Genomic DNA, 18314 nt, shown 5'->3' with positions numbered 1-18314 from the left:
TCTTATATCTATTAATGATAATACCTAAAGAGTGCTATGATGTCAAGGATTCTTGCTATCTTATTGACTAGGTGAGCATTTTTTTTATTGGCAAGGTGGTTTATGAAAAATAGAGGATTGACTTAAAAAATCGATTAAACTCAGGTAAATAAAATAGCTTTTTTATGCTATACTGTCAGTAAAGAGATTAACATAGGAGTGAAACATTAAGTATTATGAAAATAGTAATTCAACGAGTAAAGTCAGCTTCTGTCAGTATTGATGGAAAAATTAAAGAAAAGATTAATCAGGGTTTTTTGCTTTTTGTTGGAGTTGAAGATGCTGACAGCAATTTTGATTTGGACTATGCGGTGCGTAAAATTGCTCAAATGAGAATCTTTTCAGATGAAGCTGATAAAATGAATCTCTCTGTTCAAGATATTCAAGGAGAAATATTATCAATTTCTCAGTTTACTTTGTATGCGGAAACTAAAAAAGGTAACCGTCCGAGCTTTTCTGCGGCAGGAAAACCTTATTTTGCTAAAGCAATGTATGAAAAATTCAATGACAGTTTAGCTCAGATTGTGCCAGTTAAAGCAGGTGTTTTTGGTGCAGACATGCAAGTTGAATTGATAAATGATGGCCCTGTCACGATTATTTTAGATACGAAAGAAGCTAGAAAAAATGCCTAAAAGATTGCAAAAGAGTAGAGTTAAAAAACAAGCTCCTGCTCGCTCTGTCAGTAAAACCAAAACTTTTCAAAACTTAAAAAAATCTGAGCAGTCTGACCAAGTGGGGGAAATTTGGCAAAATAATATTATTCAATCGCTTGATGAAGATTATTCAAAAGAACAGGCCAGAAAACAGCAAAATAAAAAGATGACTGAGCGTCAGAAACGAAAAATTGAGGAAATGCAAAGCAATCCGGAGATGATTCAAGCGCGTGAAGAACTTAAAGAAGAGTTTCTCAATACGCATCCTCAATATGCAAAAATGACCAGTGAGGAATTGCAAGAATCAATGACCAGGCATGCTTTAGAGGATGAAAAACTCAGAAAACAAAAATTACGTCATCACATTGAAGCATTTGCTGACGGAATTATTGCGGTCATCATTACAATTATGCTTCTTGAAATTCCAGTGCCTTCTGGTAATCAAGGTTATTGGGGATTTCTGAGTTCTGCCGGTATTTTTCTGGTGAGTTTTGTTGTTACTGCTAATTTTTGGTTCAATCGTCACAAGATTTTTGCACTGACAGAAGAAATTACGGAAAAATCATTGTTCAAGATTTTATCTTTATCGGCTTACTTTCACTCATCCCACTTTTGACCAAGTGGATTATGGTTGCTCCAACTTCATTTAGTGCTTTTAATTTTGGTTTGGTTTTGATTGTAATTTTACTTCAGCAAGAGCTTTTAAGTTATTCGATTACTAAAGATCATTTTCGTAAGATGCCAAAATCTTTTAAATTTTGGCGTCGTGTCTGGACAATCCGACTATTTTCAACAATTCTAATGAATATTGCAATCATGATAATTGCCATTATTTTTCCATTTTATGGTCATTGGCTCTTTGTGATTGTTCCGGTTTTTAACTTTTTATTCCGCATGGTCAATGACCGAAATCAGGAAGAAGAAGTTTATGCTGCGACACGTTCTATCGGTGTTCCCTATTTGAAAGAAGGTTAATAATGACTGTAAAAAATATTATATTTGATTTGGGTGGCGTAATTTTAGATTTAGGTTTTACGCGAATGATTAATTCTTTTGAGCAACTTGGCGTCAAGGATTTTTCTAGCTACTTTAATCCACAAAAACAAGTTGATTTTTTTGAAGAACTAGAATTAGGACTTATATCACCAGACGTTTTCTACGATGAGTTTAGAAAAGCGACTAAAAGCCAGCTTACAGACGAAGTAATTGAAGAAAATTGGAATTTAATTCTAAAAGATTTTCAAAAAGAACGAATGAATTTACTGACAGACTTGTCAGCAGATTTTTCACTTTATCTTTTCTCAAATACCAACGCTATTCATGCTAAATGTTTTGAGCAACGTTGTATCGAACAAATGGGTCAGCCTTTAGCAACTTATTTTACAAAAGCCTATTATTCACATGAATTACATTTAAGAAAACCAACAGTTGAAAGTTTTCACGAGGTTCTCCGTCAGTCCAATTTAAAGGCTGATGAAACTTTATTTATTGATGACAATGCGGACAATATCTTAGGAGCACAGGCAGCAGGTCTAAAAACTTATCATCTGAAAGCACCAGAAGTACTGACAGAAATTGATTTTAATAAAATAATTTACTGACGAATCTGTCAGTATTTTTTTGAAAAAAATTTTATACTACATAAAGTTAATTCTTGACAATTGTCTGACAATTCGGTAAAATACAGTTTATTGAAATTATTTAGTTACAAATTCAGAAAAATGAGGATTTATTATGGGATTTATGAGAAAAGCAGATTTTGAGCTTTATCGTGATGCAGATAAACATTATAATCAGGTACTAACCACACGTGATTTTCTTGCACTAGGTGTTGGAACAATTATTTCAACTTCTATCTTTACCTTGCCAGGACAAGTTGCCGCTCAATTTGCGGGCCCAGGGGTTGTCTTTTCTTATCTACTTGCCGCTTTGGTCGCTGGTTTTGTGGCCTTGGCTTATGCTGAAATGTCAACAGTAATGCCCTTTGCTGGTTCAGCCTATTCTTGGATTTCGGTCTTATTTGGCGAAGGTTTTGGTTGGATTGCTGGTTGGGCTTTGCTTGCGGAATATTTTATTGCTGTTGCCTTTGTTGGCTCAGGTTTCTCAGCAAATCTTCAGCAATTGCTGGCCCCACTTGGTTTCCATCTGCCAAAAGTATTGGCCAACCCTTTCGGTACAGACGGTGGAATCGTTGATATTATTTCACTTTTGGTCATTTTGCTCTCGGCAATTATTGTCTTTCGTGGAGCATCTGATGCTGGACGAATCAGTCAAATTCTTGTTGTGCTCAAAGTGGCAGCGGTTATTGCTTTCATCATTGTTGGGATTACGGTCATTAAGCCAGCAAATTACCATCCATTTATTCCGCCACACAATCCGAAAACAGGTTTTGGTGGCTTCTCGGGGATTTGGTCTGGGGTGTCGATGATTTTCTTGGCCTATATTGGTTTTGATTCAATTGCCGCCAATTCAGCGGAAGCTAAAAATCCCCAAAAAACAATGCCTCGTGGAATTATTGGCTCACTCCTCATTGCTGTTGTTCTATTTGCAGCAGTAACCTTGGTACTTGTAGGGATGCATCCTTACTCAGCCTATGCAGGAAATGCAGCGCCAGTTGGTTGGGCCCTTCAACAATCAGGTTATTCTGTTTTATCAGAAGTTGTCACAGCGATTGCACTTGCCGGAATGTTTATCGCTCTTTTGGGAATGGTCCTTGCAGGTTCACGTTTGCTTTATGCTTTTGGACGCGATGGACTTTTGCCTAAAGGTTTAGGTAAAATGAATGCTCGAAATCTTCCAGCAAATGGTGTGTGGACCTTAGCCATTGTTGCTATTGTCATCGGGGCATTCTTCCCCTTTGCTTTTCTTGCTCAACTTATCTCAGCCGGAACTTTGATTGCCTTCATGTTTGTAACTCTTGGAATTTATTCGCTCCGTCGTCGTCAAGGAAAAGATTTACCAGAAGCAACTTATAAAATGCCTTTTTATCCAGTACTACCAGCTCTTGGTTTTATTGGGTCATTATTTGTCTTTTGGGGACTGGATGTTCAAGCCAAACTTTATTCTGGAATTTGGTTCCTTATTGGAATTGCGATTTATTTTGCTTATGGAAATCGTCGCAAAAAGAAATAAGACGAAAAATAAAAAAATTAACTTAGAGATTACAAAAAATGGTTTCAAAATTTTTGAGACCATTTTTTTGTCATTATTTTGGAGCTGACAAAAATTGCTAAAATAGCTAAAATAAGTTAAAATAGGGAAGTTATCAGCAACTTATGATATGAGGAGTAAACTATCTAAAATGAAAGAATATGAAAAACAACATCGAATCTTCTATGTCTTTTTACGCAATCTTGTCGCCTTTTTACTTTTCATTTTTAATGGAAAAAGTAAATATTACAATATCGACCGGATTCCTAAAGATGAAAATTATATATTAGTCGCCCCCCACCGAATGGCTTGGGAGCCAGTATGGTTTGCTTTTGCGACTCGTCCAAAACAATTTATTTTCATGGCCAAAAAAGAATTGTTTAAAGGATTTGGCGGTTGGTGGATTAAAATGTGTGGTGCTTTTCCGGTTGACCGTGAAAACCCAGGGACTAAACCCTTAAAACATGCCGTTAAGATGCTTAAAGAATCAGATAAATCAATGATTATGTTCCCTTCAGGTAGCCGTCATAGTGCCGAAATGAAAGGTGGCGTTGCGGTCATTGCTAAAATGGCAAAAGTTCGTATCGTACCAGCCGTTTATCAAGGACCTCTGACAATGAAAGGAATTTTCAAACGTCAAAAAGTTGCCATTAATGTTGGTCACCCCATTGATATTTCAGATATCAAAAAGATGAATGAAGAGGGAATTGCCGAAGTTAACCGCCGAATGGAAGTTGCTTTTGCTGAACTTGATAAAGAATTAAACCCTGATTTTCATTACGAAGCAAAATAAAAAAATAAAAAACTCTAGCAAAATATTTTGCTAGAGTTTTTTATCAGTCTGCGTCGAATCAAAAATTTGTCCTTCTGTTAGATTGAAATCAGACAGAAAATTTAAAATGATTGATTTTTCATTTTCGTTGTATTTATCAAAAATTTGTCCAAGCTTTAAATCCATGATTTTGTGCATCTTATCATGGATACTTGCCACTTTTAAGCCTTTAGTTGTGATATGGTAGTAAATTTTCTTTTTATCATTATCCGCTTGATAAGTTGTTAGAAACTGATGTTTTATTAAATTTTGAACAGCACGGGTCACTCCCCCACGAGTGACTGATAATTTTGTAGCTAATTCAATACCAGTTAAATCTTTTTTGGTTAGGGCCGATAAAATGTGAAGAGCGACAACTGACAGAGTCAAAACTTCTTTTTCTAGTTTGTCATCATTTACTTGCTCTAAAATCCATTTTCTTTCTTGAGAGCGATTGTCAGTTGCATGACGCAGTTCATGCAATTCCTTTGAAATTTTTTTGTCCAAGTTTGCTGAGTTCATTTTATCCATTCTTATATTATATCACAGCCAGCCATACGAAATAGATTTCCTAGGGCTGATTTTGGCTGACCAAAGAAGACCGATGATGGTTTGCAAAACCACTTTAACGAGCGAGTAAAAAGTCTAATGAAAGAGGTGAGGGATATTTAGATAAGAAAGTGAGGTCTCAGAAACTTTGTCCAATTTTTTCTGCATTAGTGAACGCTTTCTCTTTCAATTCAGCAGAACGTTCTGGATAGCGAGCATATCCTTCTACGAAGAGTTGCTTGCGATTTTCGTCAGTAATTCCCACCATTTTCATTGTTTGGTCAATATAGGCAGCTCCTAAATCATTCGCCATATGGGTTGGATCTTGTTCATTATGATAAAAACCGCCAGCGGATTGGATATGAAGTGATTTTTTTCCTTCAAGTAAACCAATCGGACCATTTTCAGTATAACGGAAAAGCTTTCTAGGTACGGCAATGACATCGATATATTGTTTCAATTCAGCAGTGACAAAGCCATTGTACATAGGATTGACGAAAACATATTTATCAGCTGACAGAAATTCTTCTAAATATTCTTCATGACGATGGAGTAAATTTTTGTCAGCCTCATTAAGTAAATCGGGAGTATATTTATTACGCTTCCAAGCTGCAAAAGTTTCGTTATCAAGAGCTGGTACTTTTTCTGCAAATAAATCGCGAATGATTATTTTATCAGAAGTGTTTGTTTGGCGGTAAGCTTCTTTGAATTTTTCAGTTGTAGCAAGAGACCAACTGAAATCATCAGTGTGTGGGTGGGCTAAGACGATGAGTAATGTTGTCATTTTATTTCTTCTTTCTTTTTTTGTTGACAAACAACATTATAGACTTAATTTTGTTGCTTGTCAACATTAAACCGAATTAAAAATCGAGTGTTTTGTGGTATTTCAGTTTGTAAAAGCTATGTAAAAGTGTTACAATTAATTGTAATATCCACTTATTTATGTGAAAGAGAAAATATGCCAAATATTATTAGAAAACTTGTCGAAAACGACAAAAAAGAGCTCAAAAAACTCAATAAAATGGCGCTCCAAGTTGAAAGTTTCGCTGATGAAATGGAACACTTGACAGATGAGCAGTTAAAAGCCAAAACTCCAGAATTGAAAGAACGTATTGCAAAAGGAGAAAGTCTTGATGACCTCCTCTATGAAGCTTTTGCCGTTTGTCGTGAAGCAGCTCGTCGTGTGCTTGGATTGTATCCTTTCCATGTTCAAATCATGGGTGGGATTGTCTTGCATAATGGGGACGTTCCTGAAATGCGTACTGGTGAAGGTAAAACCTTGACTGCAACAATGCCTGTTTATCTTAATGCTTTATCAGGCAAAGGGGTTCACGTTGTTACTGTCAATGAATACTTGGCAACTCGTGATATGACTGAAATGGGTGAGCTTTATAGTTGGCTCGGTTTAACTGTTGGTTTGAACTTGAACTCAAAATCACCAGAAGAAAAACGTGAAGCTTATAACTGTGATATTACTTATTCAACATCAGCTGAGCTTGGCTTTGACTATCTTCGAGATAATATGGTTACTCGTGCTGAAGATATGGTTCAAAAACCACTTAACTATGCACTTGTCGATGAAGTAGACTCAATTTTGGTCGATGAAGCTCGGACTCCTTTGATTATTTCTGGACAAGCCGAAAGTTCATCAGCACTTTACTATCGCGCTGACCAATTTACTAAGACTTTAAAAGGTCAAAACTTGAACGTTGCAACTTCTGATTACGAAGAGGGCGATGATTACAAGATTGACTTACAATCAAAAACAATTTCTTTAACTGAAGAAGGAATTGATAAGGCTGAAAAATTCTTCCAAATCGAAAATCTTTATGATATGGAAAATGTTGCCTTGACTCACTTTGTTGACAATGCTTTGCGTGCCAACTTTATCATGCTTCATGACATTGACTATATGGTTGATGAGAATCAAGAAGTCTTGATTATTGACCAATTTACAGGACGTACGATGCCTGGTCGTCGTTATTCTGATGGTCTTCACCAAGCAATTGAAGCTAAAGAAGCTGTGCCAATTCAAGATGAATCAAAAACAATGGCTTCAATTACCATCCAAAACTACTTCCGGATGTATAAAAAATTGTCAGGGATGACAGGTACGGCTAAAACAGAAGAAGAAGAATTCCGTGAGATTTATAATATTCAAATCACACCAATTCCAACCAACCGTCCAGTTCAACGTTTAGACCATCCAGATTTGCTTTACCCAACTTTGGAAGCTAAATTTAAAGCAGTTATTGATGATATTAAACGTCGTCATGCTGAAGGTCAACCGATTTTGATTGGTACTGTTGCTGTAGAAACTTCAGAATTGATTTCTAAGAAGTTGGTTGAAGCGAAAATTCCTCATGAAGTTTTGAACGCGAAAAATCACTTCCGTGAAGCACAAATCATCATGAATGCGGGTCAACAAGGAGCAGTAACGATTGCGACCAACATGGCCGGTCGTGGGACTGATATCAAGCTTGGTCCTGGTGTAATTGATCATGCAGATCCTGAATTCCGCGGACTTGCTGTTATTGGTACCGAACGTCATGAATCTCGTCGTATTGATAACCAATTGCGTGGTCGTTCTGGACGTCAAGGTGACCCAGGGGTTTCACAATTCTATCTCTCTCTTGAAGATGAATTAATGAAACGTTTTGGTTCTGAACGTGTTTCAGCTTTCCTAGATAGAATGCGTATTTCTGGTGAAGATGCTGTTATCAAATCTGGGTTGATTACTCGTCAGATTGAAAGTTCACAAAAACGTGTCGAAGGAAATAACTATGATTCTCGGAAACAAGTCTTGCAATATGATGACGTAATCCGTGAGCAACGTGAAGTAATTTATGCGCAACGTCAAGAAGTTATCTTGACTAAAGAAGATATGACTCCTGTTTTGATGGGAATGTTCAAACGGACAATTGACCGTCAGGTTGATGGTCATGAACTTGCAGGGAATCTTAAAGACGAAGAAACAGTCAAAGATCTCTTACAAACAGTGCAAAACACAATGTTGCCAGAAGAGGCAATTGAATTATCTGAATTGACTGGTCTGTCAGGACAAGCAATGAAAGATTTGATTTTTGATAAAGTCAAAAGTCGTTATGCTTCACAGATGGAAAAATTAGCTGACCCAGAACGTCAGTTAGAATTCCAACGTGCGGTTATCTTGCGTGTGGTTGATAATAACTGGTCAGAACATATTGATGCTCTTGACCAAATGCGTCAATCAGTCGGACTTCGTGGTTATGCCCAAAATAATCCGATTGTTGAGTATCAAGAAGAATCATATAAAATGTACAATAATATGATTGGTGCGATTGAATTTGAAGTCACTCGTTTGATGATGAAAGCACAAATTCAACCACAAACGGCAATCCGTCAGGAAGCGCCAAGAATGACAACGACAGCTTCACAAGAAAACATTACAAATGTCGGCCCTGACACTTCGGTCAGTGAAGAAATTTCATTTGAAAATGTTGGACGTAATGACCCTTGCCCATGCGGCTCTGGTAAGAAGTTTAAAAATTGTCATGGACGTACACACATTGCCTAAAAGGCCAATTAATTTACTGACAACTTTGTCAGTAAATTTTTTTATCAATAATGGACGCAAATAAATGTAGAATTAATTAAAATTTTGATACAATAGATAAAATAACAAAGCGAAATACGAGGAATTAGAATGACTTTTAAAGAAATAAGTCCTAAGATAAATATTGATGCCATTAAGATGTTGGGTCATCTCAATAGTGAGCAACAAGAAAAAAAGATGCTTCGAGATAAAGAACTTGAAGCAATTATCAAAGGCGAAGATGACCGTTTGCTTTTGATTATCGGACCTTGTTCGTCTGATAATGAAGAAGCAGTATTGGAATATGCTCGTCGTTTAGCCAAACTTCAAGAAGCAGTCAAAGACAAGATTTTTATGGTAATGCGTGTCTATACTGCTAAACCTCGTACAAATGGAGATGGCTATAAAGGGTTGATTCACGAACCTGATGCGGATGGTCATACTGACTTAATCAATGGAATCAAAATGGTTCGCGACTTGCATTACAAAGTTATCACTGAAACTGGTTTGACAACTGCTGATGAAATGCTTTACCCAGAAAATCTGCCAATGGTTGATGATTTGGTCAGCTACCATGCGATTGGTGCACGTTCTGTGGAAAATCAACAACACCGTTTTGTAGCTTCTGGAATTGATGTTCCAACGGGATTGAAAAATCCAACTTCAGGAAACCTAAAAGTAATGTTCAACGGTATCTATGCTGCGCAACAATCACAAGATTTCCTTTTTGGTCGTGCAGAAGTTCAAACTTCAGGAAATCCACTGGCACATGCAATTTTGCGCGGTGGACAAGATGAAAATGGCAAATACCATCCAAACTACTATACAGATAACTTGCTTGAAACAATTGAGATTTATGAAAAAATGGGCTTGAAAAATCCTTTCATTCTCATTGACACAAATCATGATAATTCAGGTAAAAAATTCATGGAACAAATCCGTATTGTCCGTCAAACATTGGTCAATCGTGATTGGGATGATAAAATCCGCCAAAACGTTCGTGGCTTTATGATTGAATCATATCTTGAAGATGGTCGTCAAGATAAGCCAGAAGTTTTTGGTAAATCAATTACCGATCCATGTTTAGGTTGGGATAAAACAGAAGCGCTCGTTCAAGAAATTTACGAAGCTGAAAGTAAAAATAAATAAAATTAAAAGCTGTCAAAACTGACAGTTTTTTTAAATTTTAAAGAGTATAAAAGTAGTTTAAAAAATATTAATTTGATCAGGAAATGAAGCGGATAGTAGTAAGGCTTCAAAAGTAGCCCTGAAAAAAAACTTGAAAATTTAACAGCAGATATTGCAAACCCTTTCGTTTTGTGGTACAATATCAAGAGTGATAGATATTTTAGATATCGTCAATAAAAATGAAAAAACATCTAAGGAGAACCATAAAAATGGCATCTAAAGAATTCCACATCGTTGCAGAAACTGGTATCCATGCACGTCCAGCTACATTGCTTGTGCAAACAGCTTCAAAATTCACATCAGAAATCACTTTGGAATACAAAGGTAAATCAGTAAACCTTAAATCAATCATGGGTGTTATGTCACTCGGTGTTGGTCAAGGCGCTGACGTTACTATTTCAGCTGAAGGTGCAGATGCTGACGACGCAATCGCAACAATCGCTGAAACAATGACTAAAGAAGGACTCGCAGAATAATCATGACAACTATGCTTAAAGGTATCGCCGCATCATCAGGTGTAGCAGTAGCTAAGGCATACTTGCTTGTCCAACCAGATTTGTCTTTTGAAACAAAGACAATTGCTGATACAGCTAATGAAGAAGCTCGCCTTGATGCAGCACTTGCTACATCGCAAAGCGAGCTTCAACTTATTAAGGACAAAGCAGTAACAACCCTTGGTGAAGAAGCAGCATCTGTATTTGACGCTCATATGATGGTCCTTGCTGACCCAGATATGACTGCTCAAATCAAAGCAGTAATCAATGACAAAAAAGTTAACGCTGAATCAGCTCTTAAAGAAGTAACTGATATGTTTATCGGTATCTTTGAAGGAATGACTGACAATGCTTATATGCAAGAACGTGCAGCTGATATTAAAGACGTTACAAAACGTGTTTTAGCTCACCTTCTTGGCGTTAAATTGCCAAGTCCAGCACTCATCGATGAAGAAGTAATCATCGTTGCTGAAGATTTGACACCATCTGATACAGCTCAATTGGACAAGAAATTCGTAAAAGCCTTTGTTACTAACATTGGTGGACGTACTTCTCACTCTGCAATTATGGCTCGTACTTTGGAAATTCCAGCAGTTCTTGGAACAAATAATATCACTGAACTTGTTTCTGAAGGTCAACTTTTGGCTGTTTCAGGATTGACAGGTGAAGTAATTCTTGACCCATCTGCTGAACAACAAAGCGAATTCCATAAAGCTGGTGACGCTTATGCTGCTCAAAAAGCAGAATGGGCTGCTCTTAAAGACGCTGAAACTGTTACAGCTGATGGACGTCATTATGAGCTTGCTGCTAATATCGGTACACCTAAAGACGTTGAAGGTGTTAACGATAATGGTGCTGAAGCAGTTGGTCTTTATCGTACAGAATTCTTGTACATGGATGCACAAGATTTCCCAACAGAAGATGACCAATACGAAGCTTACAAAGCTGTACTTGAAGGAATGAATGGTAAACCAGTTGTTGTCCGTACAATGGACATCGGTGGTGACAAAACATTGCCTTACTTTGATCTTCCTAAAGAAATGAACCCATTCCTCGGATGGCGTGCACTTCGTATCAGCCTTTCAACAGCTGGTGACGGAATGTTCCGTACACAATTGCGTGCGCTCTTGCGTGCTTCTGTACACGGACAACTTCGTATCATGTTCCCAATGGTTGCTCTCGTAACTGAGTTCCGTGCAGCTAAAAAGATTTATGATGAAGAAAAAGCTAAATTGATTGCAGAAGGTGTTCCAGTCGCAGAAGGTATCGAAGTTGGTATCATGATTGAAATTCCAGCAGCAGCAATGCTTGCAGACCAATTTGCAAAAGAAGTTGATTTCTTCTCAATTGGTACAAACGACCTCATCCAATATACAATGGCTGCAGACCGTATGAATGAGCAAGTTTCTTACCTTTATCAACCTTACAATCCATCAATCCTTCGTTTGATTAACAATGTAATCAAAGCAGCTCACGCTGAAGGTAAATGGGCTGGTATGTGTGGTGAAATGGCCGGCGACCAAACTGCTGTACCATTGCTTATGGGTATGGGGCTTGACGAATTCTCAATGTCAGCAACATCAGTACTCCAAACACGTTCACTTATGAAACGTTTGGATTCTAAGAAAATGGAAGAATTGTCTAGCAAAGCTTTGAGCGAATGTGCAACAATGGAAGAAGTTATTGCCCTCGTTGAAGAATATACTAAATAATATTTTCAATTAGTTTCGAATGATAAGCCTGTCAATTAATGACAGGTTTTTTTAAAAATAGTCTGTTTAGCTATAATAGATTTTTTAGAAGTAAAAAAACTTATCCACGGGGATAAGTTTTTTTCTATCAAATGAATTTGAAAAGAGTATAATAATAAGTGGATAAGGAGTTTTATGAAAAAGCTAAATTTTTTTGATTATTGGCTAATTGGAGAATTAATCTTTTGTTTAATACTTCTCTTAATTTTACCCCAGCAAATTAAGCTGAATTTCTGGATAATTCTGACGAGTAAAGAAACAAGCGGTTCAGTCTTGAATATTTTTGTGCTTCCTCTTATTATGGCTCTTCCTAATATTATTCAACGCTCTGTCAGTAAGAGTGGCATCTACTGGTCAAAATTGAGAGTAACTACCCTGATTTTCAATATTATCCTTCTTTTATTGACCACTTTTTGGTTGCTGACACTGCCTTTTGGACAATAAAAAAATTACTGATGAAAAGTCGAGTCTCTTTGTACTCTGAGAGTTTATAGAGAGACTCTGACAATTCTGTCAGTAACTTATAGAAAGGATTAAAATGGTAATCCTTTAGTGAATTTTCCGAGTTTTTGTTCTGTAACTTTTTCAATTTGACTAAGTGCATCATTAACCGCATCAGTAACCATATCTTGTAAAGTTTCAGGATCTTCAGGGTCAATAACATCTGGATTAATGTTAAGAGATTTCAAGGTGCGATCACCAGAAAATTCAACCGTTACAAGGTCTTGAGCAGATTTACCAACAAAAGTTGTATTGGCAATTTCTTCTTGTGAAACTTGCATTTGTTTTTGAAGTTTTTGTGCTTGTTTCATCATTGATTGCATATTCATCATGGAAATGTATACCTCTTTTAGAAATTTTGTTGAAAGGCTTTCAACACCTTACTATTTTACCATAAAAAAGATAATAAAAAAAATAAGCTAACAAAGGAGAAAGAAATGAAACTTACTAAAAACCAAGAAGAACTACTTAATTTGATTTATCAAGTTGTGTTAGAGCAAACGGTCAGTCCGAAAGAACGCGAGTATTTTATTGATGCTAAAAAGCGCATTGAATTAGGTAAAAATTTTGATAGCGAAATGAGTGAACTCTTAAAAGAATTGATGTATATTCCCAATTCTCCAGTGGTGAACCAATTTACAGAAGAAGCGCGTAAAAGGATGTTGGTAGGCCCATCAACAGGAGGGACAACTCATGGCTTTTTAAATTATCAAACCAAAAAATGAATAAAAAAGTGATTTTATTATTGTAAAATCACTTTTTGAATTACTAAGGGTGGGTCAGTACATAATTTTAGAAAATAAAAAAACTCAGCCTTAGCTGAGTTAATATTAGTGCGGTGGGCGGGACTTGAACCCGCACCAAGAAAATTCCCGACAGGATCCTTAATCCTGCGCGTCTGCCAATTCCGCCACCACCGCAAAACAGTACCTAAATATAATACCATTTTTCGCCTTCTTCTGTCAAGAAAAAACTCATAAATCACTGATATAAAAGTCAATAAATTACGGATTATAAGTCTTCATAAATTTTGAAATTGTTTGACGATAGAGTGTGGGATTTGTTTCGAAAGACCGAGCGTGAGCAGCATTTTTAACAACTAACATTTCTTTGGGCGTTCCGGGCTTGACTGATTTGTAGTTCTCATAGACCATTGAAGTTGGAACATATGTATCTTTGCTTCCATGAATCAAGAGAATGGGAAGTTTATCTTTGGCTAGTGCTTTAGTTGCGCTAGCTTCTTGGAAAACCCACCCTTGTCGAATTTTGCTTTCAAGAGAAACGCTGTAAACCAGTGGGAAAGCTGGAATGTTATAGCTTTCTTTGGCTTGATATACAATTTCATCCCAAGCGTTAGTATAACCACAATCTTCGATAATATTTTTTACTGATGATGGTAAACTCTTTTCGCTAGAGGCCATCATTACGGTAGAAGCGCCCATTGAAAGACCATAAAGGCTGATATGACTTTCGGGATTTTTGTCAGTTAAATATTTTGCCCAAGCGATCACGTCAAATTTATCATGGTAGCCAAAAGTAATAAAATTCCCCTGTGAATTTCCGGCACCACGATTATCTGGCATCAAGACATTATAGCCTAACTCATGGAAAAGTTGACCATAATGTCGCATCGCAGATTTATCCTGACGAAAGCCATGGACGACAATCACAGTATTATTGGTTTTTTGTTCAGCTGGCACATACCAAGCATCAAGTTTTAAATCATTATTTGTCAATGTTTCGGTAGATTTTGGTAGTTTATTAAATTTTTGAACCAGAGAATAATTAGGACTTGAAGTTTTGACTTGTCCAATTGGTTGATTATTCCGGACACAAGCAATTTGATAAAAATATAAAGTAGCCCCTAAATTAAGGATTAAAAGGACAGATATAATAGCAATTAATATAGTCCAAATTCGTTTTCTTAGCGATTTTTTCATGAATTTCATTATACATGAAAAAATGTTATAAAACCAATATAAAAAATCTATAATGTCGTACAATTTTCGTGGTGGATAGATTAATGTGTGTTTTTGTGATAAACTTATTCTGAAAGTAATTTTTTGTGAAGGAGCTTTCAATGATTGAAAAATGTAAGGAGTGGAAAAAGCTAAACATGAAAAAAGGAATAATAGCATTTTTGACAGTATTGACAATTTTGCTAACGGGAGCGGTCAAAGTTTCAGCAGACTCAACACAGGCAGAAATTTATCGACTTTATAACAAGAATACCGGAGAGCATTTTTATACAAGTAGTGCCTTTGAACGAGATTCTGTTAACAAATCAGGTTGGTCTTACGAAGGAGTAGGATGGATTGCTCCCAAAAAATCATCAACGCCAATTTATCGAGTTTTCAATCCAAATGCCAAAGGTGGAGATCATTACTACACCAAAAGTAATTATGAAGCTAACCAACTTGTAAAAAAAGGATGGAAATGGGATAACAAAGGTCAACCAGTATTCTATTCTGGAGGGAATATTCCAGTATATGTTGCATTTAATCCTAATGCCAGCTCTGGTTCACACAACTTCACATAAAATTCAAATGAGCAAAAGAACCTTCTTAATTCTGGATGGAAATATGGAGCGGTCGCTTGGAACTCTGAAGCTTGGATAAGTCCAAAACCACAACCTTCTTGGAAGCCAGGCGTTTCTCGTTTGTACACTATTCCAGGAGTTGCCCGCACCGTTTTTGGTGACAATATCATGGAAGAGTCAAATGTCAGTAAATTAGGACCTGTAACAGTAGAGGTAAGTGCCGATTTAAATCTTACTGGCTCTGGACGAGGCTATCATGGGAAACTGATGCTAGGTGATATGAACGGTAGCAATGTATCCTTCGGGATTCAGTATGATGCCAAAAGCGGTTTAGATGATGGTCAATGGGCTGGAAAAGGAGTCTATTTATCAGAAAATGTTGCAGGCGGAGGAGTACATGAAGGCGGAAATGCTTTATACGTTGCCTATGGACCAGCTCCTATTGGGAAAAAAGTTCACCTCAGTTTGGCTTATTATCAAAGCCGTCAGCTTGTAGCATTCTTTGCTGATGGAGTATTGATGGGTAGTCAAAAAGTTAGCTTTAATGCCACGAAATCAACGACAAATGCCATCCTAAATCAAGATCGCACAGGTTTGACAGAAACAAATGCACTCTATATGATTAGTGCGCAAGGGGCGACTGCTTTTGGAGGAGATTCAATAAATGCAGTATTTACCAATATTAAAACAGGAGGAGTTCCTGTGGGATATGAAGACTGGGTAGATAAACCTGGAAATGGTGCGCTCAATTGGTGGAACATATTGGCTAAAAACTATTCAAGCACTTACCAATCAAATGGTATCGCAGATAGCCAAAAAATTCCAGAAAATGCCCAAGTAACAGTTAACGGAACTTGCAACCTACCTGCTGGTTATGACTGGGATTCATTCCCAGGAGCAAAACAACCGACGGGAGGAATTCAAATTCCAACAGGAATCCCTCTTAACTAAGCGGTTCGAGTTTAGGCTCCAAAATTTCAAAAAATTATTTAGCATTTTTTGAAAAAGTGTGATAGAATGAAGAAAATAGAATAAATACTCCACCGGGAGTTAAATCGTATGAACGATTGTTTGCATTTCAGTAGGTCTGAGAAGAAATGTAGATAGTCGTTCTTTTTTTAGCTGAGGAGGCGAAAATGACTTGGATATATCTACTAATAGCAGGAATTTTTGAAGTGGTTTGGGCAACAATAATGAAGTTAAGCCACAGATTTTCAAATATAAAGTTTACATTATTAACAATCATTGGGATGGTTGCTAGTTTTGGCTTTCTCGCCCTAGCTCTAAAAAAGCTTCCCTTAGGGATTGCTTATCCAATTTGGACAGGGATTGGTGCAGTGGGCTCTATCTTAATTGGTCTTATAATATTTAAGGATAAAGTTCCGCCATTAACATGGCTTTTCATTGCCTGCTTAGTTGTGGGGATTATTGGAATAAAAGTAACAAGCGGTCATTAAAGTTGACACAGCCTTTTAATTTTTTAGTATATAGATTTCATGATATAATAAGAGAATTGGTAAAAAATAAAAGAAATAGCAATAGCTGAGTCTATTTGCTATTTTTGAATGAGGAGGAAAAAATGAAAAACAAAAAAAGCATAATGAATTTAGCAATTTCTAATCTGTTCTTAGTATTTTTGGGTGCAGGTTTAGTCATTCCTGTTTTGCCAACCCTTAAAGAACAAATGCACTTTTCTGGGACAACAATGGGAATGATGATTTCTATTTTTGCCATTGCTCAGTTAATTGCCTCACCGATCGCTGGTGCTTTATCTGATAAAATTGGGCGTAAAAAACTCATTGCGATCGGAATGATTATTTTTTCTTTTTCCGAACTTTTATTTGGACTGGCGCAAGCGAAAACAGGCTTTTATATTTCACGAGCTTTAGGAGGCGTTGCAGCGGCAATGCTGATGCCATCAGTTACAGCTTATGTGGCTGACATGACTACAATTTCCGAACGCCCTAAAGCAATGGGACTCGTATCAGCGGCAATTAGTGGTGGGTTTATCATTGGACCCGGTGTGGGTGGATTCATCGCTCATTTTGGTATCCGTGTTCCTTTCTACGTTGCAGCAATTTTAGCTTTTATTGGTTTTATTTTAACAATAACGATTTTAAAAGAACCTGAACGGACAATGGAAGCCAATCATGAAACCGAAAAAGTTTCATTCCTTGATATTCTCAAGAACCCATTATTTGGCTCATTATTTATCATTATTTTGATATCATCATTTGGATTACAAGCTTTTGAGTCAATTTATAGTATCATGGCAAGCATTAACTTTGGATTTAGCATGGGGGAAATTGCTTTAGTCATTACAGTAAGTGGTATTCTGGCCCTCTTTTTCCAACTCTTTTTATTTGATACAATTGTCAATAAAATCGGAGAACTTGGTCTAATTCAACTGACTTTCTTTGCAAGTGCAATTTTTATAGCAATTATTGCATTTACGAAAACAAATTTAGTTGTGGCTCTTTCGACCTTTGTTGTATTCTTAGCTTTTGACCTGTTCAGACCAGCTGTGACGACCTATTTATCGAAACATGCTGGAAATCGTCAGGGAGCAATTAATGGTTTAAATTCGGCCTTTACAAGCTTTGGTAATATCTTAGGGCCAATGGCTGCAGGATATATGTTTGATATTAATCATCTATTCCCTTACTATATCTCTGCGATTATTTTACTTGGAACAGGATTTTTATCATTATTCTTAAATAGAAAAAATTGGGGTAAAGCTTAAATCACTTTTCAGATAGAAAGTCTACGGTCATTCGTAGGCTTTTTTCTTTATATTCAAGACTTCTAGAGAAATTATAAAACATTAAAAAACTTCATTACATTTTTTTATTATTATTAAATAAAAGTAGGATTACAATAAAAGGTAATAAGGTAATCCGAAAAGCAGAAATTCTGTTGATTTTTAAGGGTACATAAACTATACTAATATCAGCAAAGGATGGGAAGATTCTATTTTAAATGAGAAAAAATGATTAATATAGACTATCCTCAGTATTAATATCTAAGAAAATGAGAATAAAATAATATGAAATTATCAATTGTTG

General features: G+C 36.5%; 20 protein-coding genes and 1 tRNA gene. 16 read left to right on the top strand and 5 right to left on the bottom strand.

The genetic code is table 11. The annotated features are described in order from the left end of the window. The first annotated feature begins 215 nt into the window (after positions 1–215). From dtd to LLA01S_RS04800, 6 genes are all read left to right on the top strand, one after another. Positions 216–671: a D-aminoacyl-tRNA deacylase gene (dtd, locus tag LLA01S_RS04820; RefSeq protein WP_011675157.1), complete on the top strand. Its 456-nt coding sequence runs from the start codon at positions 216–218 to the stop codon at positions 669–671. Then, a complete protein-coding gene (locus LLA01S_RS13065; protein WP_232035084.1) occupies positions 664–1308 on the top strand; it encodes a TMEM175 family protein in 645 nt (214 codons plus the stop codon). The genes dtd and LLA01S_RS13065 overlap by 8 nt, the downstream gene beginning before the upstream one ends. A gap of 11 nt (positions 1309–1319) precedes the next feature. Further along, positions 1320–1667, top strand: coding sequence for a hypothetical protein (locus LLA01S_RS13060; RefSeq protein WP_228764395.1), 348 nt, complete (start codon positions 1320–1322; stop codon positions 1665–1667). Positions 1668–1669: 2 nt separating this feature from the next. After that, positions 1670–2293, top strand: coding sequence for an HAD family hydrolase (locus LLA01S_RS04810; protein ID WP_011675159.1), 624 nt, complete (start codon positions 1670–1672; stop codon positions 2291–2293). A gap of 133 nt (positions 2294–2426) precedes the next feature. Further along, complete coding sequence (gene bcaP, locus LLA01S_RS04805; protein ID WP_011675160.1) at positions 2427–3824, top strand: branched-chain amino acid permease BcaP; 1398 nt, start codon at positions 2427–2429, stop codon at positions 3822–3824. Positions 3825–3993: 169 nt separating this feature from the next. Continuing rightward, complete coding sequence (locus LLA01S_RS04800; protein WP_011675161.1) at positions 3994–4635, top strand: lysophospholipid acyltransferase family protein; 642 nt, start codon at positions 3994–3996, stop codon at positions 4633–4635. Positions 4636–4665: 30 nt separating this feature from the next. Here the strand turns inward: LLA01S_RS04800 and LLA01S_RS04795 are convergent, their stop codons facing one another. Beyond that, positions 4666–5175, bottom strand: coding sequence for a MarR family transcriptional regulator (locus tag LLA01S_RS04795; RefSeq protein WP_011675162.1), 510 nt, complete (start codon positions 5173–5175; stop codon positions 4666–4668). Positions 5176–5341: 166 nt separating this feature from the next. Next, on the bottom strand, positions 5342–5986 hold the full coding sequence (locus LLA01S_RS04790) for an FMN-dependent NADH-azoreductase (protein ID WP_021213370.1): 645 nt from the start codon (positions 5984–5986) through the stop codon (positions 5342–5344). 174 nt (positions 5987–6160) lie between these two features. Here LLA01S_RS04790 and secA point away from each other — a divergent pair, with 174 nt between their 5' ends. The 5 genes from secA to LLA01S_RS04765 all read left to right on the top strand — a co-directional run bounded on the left by secA (position 6161) and on the right by LLA01S_RS04765 (position 12653). Further along, a complete protein-coding gene (gene secA / locus LLA01S_RS04785) occupies positions 6161–8758 on the top strand; it encodes a preprotein translocase subunit SecA (RefSeq protein ID WP_011834222.1) in 2598 nt (865 codons plus the stop codon). Between the two features lie 129 nt (positions 8759–8887). Further along, positions 8888–9925, top strand: a complete 1038-nt coding sequence (locus LLA01S_RS04780) for a 3-deoxy-7-phosphoheptulonate synthase (RefSeq protein ID WP_011834223.1) — start codon at positions 8888–8890, stop codon at positions 9923–9925. A 248-nt stretch (positions 9926–10173) separates the two neighbouring features. Then, entirely contained in the window at positions 10174–10440 is a 267-nt protein-coding gene (locus LLA01S_RS04775; protein ID WP_011834224.1) for a phosphocarrier protein HPr, read from the top strand. Positions 10441–10442: 2 nt separating this feature from the next. Continuing rightward, entirely contained in the window at positions 10443–12170 is a 1728-nt protein-coding gene (gene ptsP / locus LLA01S_RS04770; protein WP_011675166.1) for a phosphoenolpyruvate--protein phosphotransferase, read from the top strand. A gap of 174 nt (positions 12171–12344) precedes the next feature. Further along, entirely contained in the window at positions 12345–12653 is a 309-nt protein-coding gene (locus LLA01S_RS04765; protein ID WP_011675167.1) for a hypothetical protein, read from the top strand. Positions 12654–12742: 89 nt separating this feature from the next. On the opposite strand, the gene LLA01S_RS04760 is transcribed toward LLA01S_RS04765, so the two are convergent. Beyond that, positions 12743–13042: a YbaB/EbfC family nucleoid-associated protein gene (locus LLA01S_RS04760; RefSeq protein ID WP_011675168.1), complete on the bottom strand. Its 300-nt coding sequence runs from the start codon at positions 13040–13042 to the stop codon at positions 12743–12745. Positions 13043–13147: 105 nt separating this feature from the next. Here LLA01S_RS04760 and LLA01S_RS04755 point away from each other — a divergent pair, with 105 nt between their 5' ends. Continuing rightward, positions 13148–13435 (top strand): serine hydroxymethyltransferase, encoded by a 288-nt coding sequence (locus tag LLA01S_RS04755; RefSeq protein ID WP_011675169.1) that lies wholly within the window; start codon positions 13148–13150, stop codon positions 13433–13435. 109 nt (positions 13436–13544) lie between these two features. Here LLA01S_RS04755 and LLA01S_RS04750 read toward each other — a convergent pair. Together LLA01S_RS04750 and LLA01S_RS04745 are read right to left on the bottom strand one after the other, a co-directional pair. Continuing rightward, positions 13545–13630: transfer RNA gene (locus LLA01S_RS04750), tRNA-Leu, on the bottom strand. 84 nt (positions 13631–13714) lie between these two features. Then, positions 13715–14650 (bottom strand): alpha/beta hydrolase, encoded by a 936-nt coding sequence (locus tag LLA01S_RS04745; protein ID WP_061777926.1) that lies wholly within the window; start codon positions 14648–14650, stop codon positions 13715–13717. 140 nt (positions 14651–14790) lie between these two features. On the opposite strand from LLA01S_RS04745, the gene LLA01S_RS04740 reads away from it, so the two are divergent. From LLA01S_RS04740 to LLA01S_RS04725, 4 genes are all read left to right on the top strand, one after another. Next, complete coding sequence (locus LLA01S_RS04740; protein ID WP_011675171.1) at positions 14791–15249, top strand: hypothetical protein; 459 nt, start codon at positions 14791–14793, stop codon at positions 15247–15249. A 120-nt stretch (positions 15250–15369) separates the two neighbouring features. Further along, the gene (locus tag LLA01S_RS04735) at positions 15370–16200 is read left to right on the top strand and encodes a hypothetical protein (protein WP_231099809.1); all 831 of its coding nucleotides are present in this window, start codon (positions 15370–15372) and stop codon (positions 16198–16200) included. Positions 16201–16385: 185 nt separating this feature from the next. Further along, positions 16386–16706, top strand: a complete 321-nt coding sequence (locus tag LLA01S_RS04730) for a SugE family quaternary ammonium compound efflux SMR transporter (RefSeq protein ID WP_032950703.1) — start codon at positions 16386–16388, stop codon at positions 16704–16706. A 122-nt stretch (positions 16707–16828) separates the two neighbouring features. After that, positions 16829–17992, top strand: coding sequence for an MFS transporter (locus LLA01S_RS04725; protein ID WP_061777925.1), 1164 nt, complete (start codon positions 16829–16831; stop codon positions 17990–17992). The last annotated feature ends 322 nt before the right edge of the window (positions 17993–18314 follow it).

Origin of the sequence: Lactococcus cremoris subsp. cremoris NBRC 100676, from assembly GCF_001591705.1 — a bacterium.
Lineage (GTDB): Bacteria > Bacillota > Bacilli > Lactobacillales > Streptococcaceae > Lactococcus > Lactococcus cremoris.
The sequence above is the reverse complement of the archived record's forward strand: the minus strand, read 5'-3'. Positions and strand labels throughout refer to the sequence as shown.